This is a genomic window from Streptomyces sp. MZ04 (assembly GCF_004684775.1).
GTDB lineage: Bacteria > Actinomycetota > Actinomycetes > Streptomycetales > Streptomycetaceae > Streptomyces.
Genome location: NZ_SRIC01000443.1, coordinates 1 through 4532 on the forward strand (window position 1 = coordinate 1; position 4532 = coordinate 4532).

Here is a 4532-nt window from a genome sequence, read left to right on the forward strand (position 1 = left end):
GACACGGGGGCCGGTCCTTGCGCGGGCTTCCGCTCGACGCTCACACAGCCGGAGACGGCGGTGACGGCCACGGATACCAGGAGCGTCGCGGTGGTCGTGGTTCGGTGCATTCGGGCAACTCTGCTGGGTTGTCCCGCCCTTCGGGAAGGGTATCGGCTCAGGATGCCCCGCATGGGTGAAGGGACGCGTCCGCTGGGGTCAGGGGAGGGGCCTGACTACCTGGCGGTACCGCACTCCTCCTCGCCCAGCATCCCCCGCAGCAGCTCCCGGAAGCCCGCGCGCAGTTCCTCCTCGCCCGGCACCGTGGCGTGGTACGACCCGGCCACGCACGAGAAGAGCAGGCCGTCCGTCCATGCCACGAGGGCCAGCGTGTGCCGCTCGGGGTCCGGCGACCCCGCGGCTCGCAGCATGGCCGTGAGCGGCTCCCTGAACTGCGCCCCTGTCGCGTCGTAGTAGGCGCGCAGCTCCGGTCTGCGGGTCGCCTCGAGGGCCAGTTCGTAGCGGGAGAGGAGCAGTTGGCGGAAGTCGCCGGAGAGGTAGCGGTGCAGCGCCAGGGCGAGTGAGGCGATCAGCGCCTCGCGGCCGCCTGCGGGGTCCGGCAGCTCGCCGGGATCCAGAACCACCGCCTCGCGCTCCGCCTGCCGGCGCACGGCGGCCTCCAGGAGTGCGAGCCGGGTGCGTGCGTGGTTCGACGTCGATCCCTGCGGCAGCCCCGCCGCCTCGTCCACGGCCCGGTGGGTAAGACCGCGCATGCCGCGCTCGGTGAGCAGGGCGAGTGCCGTGTCGGCGATCAGTTCGGTGCGGGGCTTCCCCGTGCTGCGTACGGACATGTGGCCACCCTATCGCCATCCACTACAGGTGTAGTACGGTCGGGTCATCGCCCACTACAGGTGTAGTGGGTCGGGGTGGAGGAGGCGCCATGGCACAGGGACAGCAAGCGCGCAGGACCGAGCGGGGCGGGCGGCCGTACGCGGTCGTCATCGGCGGCGGCATCGGCGGCCTCACCGCCGCCATCGGCCTGCACCTGTCGGGCTGGCGGGTCACCGTCCTGGAGCGGGCCGCCACCCTGGAGCCCGTCGGCGCGGGCATCGCGCTCGCCCCCAACTCCCAGCGCGCCCTGGACGTCCTAGGCCTCGGCGAGCGGGTCCGCGAGCTCGCCGCCTGGGAGGGCGGGGGCGGGATGCGCGCGCAGAACGGACGCTGGCTCGTGCGCACCAGCGCCACGGCGGCCTCGCGGGAGTTCGGCGGCTCGCTCGTGCTCCTGCACCGCGCGACCCTCGTCGACCTGCTCGTCTCCGCGCTGCCCGAAGACGCCCTGCGCACCGGGGTGCGCGCGGAGCTCGCCGACCCCGGCGCGGCCGACCGCAGGGCCGTAGTCACCACCGACGACGGCGACATCGAGGCGGACCTCGTGGTCGCCGCGGAGGGCATCAACTCGGCCGTGCGCACGGCTCTCTTCCCGGCGCATCCCCAGCCTGAGTACGCGGGTTTCACCGCCTGGCGCCTCGTCATCCCCGACCCCGGCCGCCCCTTCGAGCCGCACGAGACCTGGGGACGCGGCGGAGTCTGGGGAACGCACGCGCTCAAGGACGGCAGGATCTACGCGTACGGCACCGCCACCGTGCCCGAAGGCGGCCACGGCCCCGACAGCGAGAAGGCCGAGATGGCCCGCCGCTTCGCCGACTGGCACGACCCGATCCCCGCGATCATCGACGCCGCACGCCCCGAGGACATCCTGCGCAACGACGTGCGCCACCTGACCACACCGCTCACCGCCTACCACCGGGGCCGCACCGCCCTCGTCGGCGACGCCGCGCACGCCATGACGCCCAGCCTCGGCCAGGGCGGCAACCAGGCCATCGAGGACGCCGTGGTGCTCGCCCACCACGCGGCACCCGGCGGCGACCTGTCCGCCGGGCTCGCCGCCTACAGCGCGGTGCGGGTGCCGCGCACCACGGCGATCGTCCGGCAGGCGGCACGCACCGCCCGGCTGACCCATCTGACGGGCGCCCCGCTCATCGCCGTACGCAACACCCTCGTCGGCGCGGTGGCGCGCCTGGGCCCCGACCTGATCCTGCGCGGCTTCGCCTCGATCGCCGACTGGCGCCCTCCGCAGCGGCCGTATGCTGCGGGAACGGAACGCGTCGAGCAGGAGCAGCGCGTACAGAAGTAGAGCGTTAGAGGAGACAGTGGTGAAGGTCGGCTGCATCGGACTCGGTGACATCGCGCAGAAGGCGTATCTGCCCGTGCTCACCACCCTGCCGGGAGTCGAACTGCACCTGCAGACGCGCACGCCCGCGACCCTCGCCCGGATCGCGGGCGTCCACCACATCCCCGAGGAGCGCTGCCACACCGACCTGGACGCGCTGCTCGCGCAGGGCCTGGACGCCGCGTTCGTGCACGCGTCGACCGCCGCGCACCCCGAGATCGTGACGCGGCTGCTCGAAGCGGGCGTTCCCGTCTACGTCGACAAGCCCCTCGCGTACGAACTCGCCGACTCCGAGCGGCTCGTGCGCCTCGCCGAGGAGCGCGGCATCAGCCTCGCCGTCGGCTTCAACCGCCGCCTGGCACCCGGCTACGCGCAGTGCCTCGACCACCCGCGCGAGCTGATCCTGATGCAGAAGAACCGCGTCGGGCTGCCCGAGGACGTGCGCACGCTCGTCCTCGACGACTTCATCCACGTCGTCGACACGCTGCGGTTCCTGGTGCCGGGACCCATCGACCACGTCGGCGTGCGCGCCCGGATCGCGGACGGGCTCCTGGAGCACATCGTGCTGCAGCTCGCCGGTGACGGGTTCACGGCGATCGGCGTGATGAACCGGATGAGCGGCTCCACCGAGGAGATCCTCGAGGTCTCGGGGCAGGACACCAAGCGGCAGGTGGTCAATCTCGCCGAGGTCGTCGACCACAAGGGCCAGCCCACCGTGCGGCGGCGCGGCGACTGGGTGCCGGTGGCCCGGCAGCGCGGCATCGAGCAGGTGGTGCTCTCCTTCCTCGACGCCGTGCGCGCCGGCAAGGTGCTCAGTGCCCGGGATGCGCTGGCGACCCATGAGCTGTGCGAGCGCGTGGTCCGCGCGGCTCAGGAGCAGGCCGCCTGAGCGAACGCACGCCCTCGGTCGCGCACAGGGCGGTGAGCACGGCGAGGGCCCCGTGCACGGGCCAGTCGCCGAACCTGACGTACGGCGTGACGCCCGTGGCCAGCGGGATCTCGTATGTCGCCGTGGCGCTCGCCGACGTGCCGAGCGGGGCGCCGACGCGCTCGCCGTCCGCGTCGTACACCGCCGAGACGCCGGTGAGCGTGGCGTGCACCATGGGGCGGCCGGTCTCGGCGGCCCGCACCGCGGCGAGCGAGGCGTGCTGCTCGGGGGCCCAGCTGGACTGGAACGTCGAGGTGGACGACTGCGCGAGCAGCAACTGGGCGCCCTCGCGCGTCAGATGACGGCTCATGTCGGGGAACGCCGATTCGAAGCAGACCAGCGGCCCGACCTTGAGGCCGTCCCCGACGTTCATCACGACCGGACGCGTACCGCGTATCCGGTCCTCGCCCGCCGCCTTGCCCACGGACGTCGCCCAGCCGAACAGCGAGCGGGCCGGGACGTACTCACCGAAGGGGACGAGCCGCATCTTGTCGTAGCGGTCGCCGGTCGGTCCCTGCGGGCCCACCAGGACGGAGCTCTTGAAGATGCCGGGCCGGTCGGAGCGGCGGGCGTCCACGTTCACCAGGATGTCGGCGCCGGTCTCGCGGGACAGCGCGGCTATCCGGCGCGTGAGGTCGGGGCGCCGCGTCAGGTCGTGGCCGACGCTGCTCTCGCCCCAGACGACGAGGTCCAGGTCCCGGTCCGCCAGGGAGCGGGTCAGCGCCTCCTGGCGCGCGAACCGCTTGTCCACGCCGTCGGCCCCGTCGATGACGCCCGGCTGGACGACGGCGACCCGGATCCGTCCGGCGGGCTCGGGGCGCGGCGCCCACGCCCAGGCGGATGTGGTGATCGTGGCCACGGTCACGAGCCCGGCGACGGCCGGAACGCGGGTCGCCCACGGGGCGCGCGCGGTGTGCGCCACGACGAGCGCCGCGACGCCGACGTTGACGGCGACGACGAAGGCGCTGACCAGCCACACCCCGCCCACCGACGCGAGGCGCAGCGCTGGGCCGACCTGCCACTGGCTGGAGCCGAGCAGCCCCCAGGGGCCGCCCAAGCCCTCCCAGGACCTGACCAGTTCGACCATCAGCCAGCCGGACGGCAGCACGAGCAGCGCGGCAGCCGTCCGCCGCGGCGACGCGGCCCCGCCCAGGAAGTGCCGCACCAGCCAGCCCCAGGGCGCCCACAGCAGGCCGAGCAGCGCGGCGATGAGGAGGGTGAACACATGCAGGCTCGGCAGCAGCCAGTGGTGCACGGCCACCATGAACCCGATCCCGCCGAGCCATCCGTCGAGCGCGGCCCGGCGGCCCGTGCCCGCCGAGCGCGCGAGCAGGATCCACGGCACGAGCGCGACGTAGGCGAACCACCACAGGGAGGGGGCGGGGAAGGCGAGGG

General features: G+C 73.6%; 4 protein-coding genes. 2 read left to right on the plus strand and 2 right to left on the minus strand.

Going from position 1 to position 4532, the window contains the following annotated elements; translation table 11 throughout:
* Positions 1-215 precede the first annotated feature (215 nt).
* Positions 216-830, minus strand: coding sequence for a TetR/AcrR family transcriptional regulator (locus E2651_RS41400; protein ID WP_135336426.1), 615 nt, complete (start codon positions 828-830; stop codon positions 216-218).
* Between the two features lie 89 nt (positions 831-919).
* Here E2651_RS41400 and E2651_RS41405 point away from each other — a divergent pair, with 89 nt between their 5' ends.
* Both E2651_RS41405 and E2651_RS41410 read left to right on the plus strand, forming a co-directional pair.
* On the plus strand, positions 920-2173 hold the full coding sequence (locus E2651_RS41405; protein ID WP_135336427.1) for an FAD-dependent monooxygenase: 1254 nt from the start codon (positions 920-922) through the stop codon (positions 2171-2173).
* A gap of 19 nt (positions 2174-2192) precedes the next feature.
* Positions 2193-3098: a Gfo/Idh/MocA family oxidoreductase gene (locus E2651_RS41410; protein WP_135336428.1), complete on the plus strand. Its 906-nt coding sequence runs from the start codon at positions 2193-2195 to the stop codon at positions 3096-3098.
* On the opposite strand, the gene lnt is transcribed toward E2651_RS41410, so the two are convergent.
* A partial coding sequence (lnt, locus tag E2651_RS41415; protein ID WP_135336429.1) for an apolipoprotein N-acyltransferase occupies positions 3022-4532 on the minus strand: 1511 nt, incomplete at its 5' end. The genes E2651_RS41410 and lnt overlap by 77 nt on opposite strands.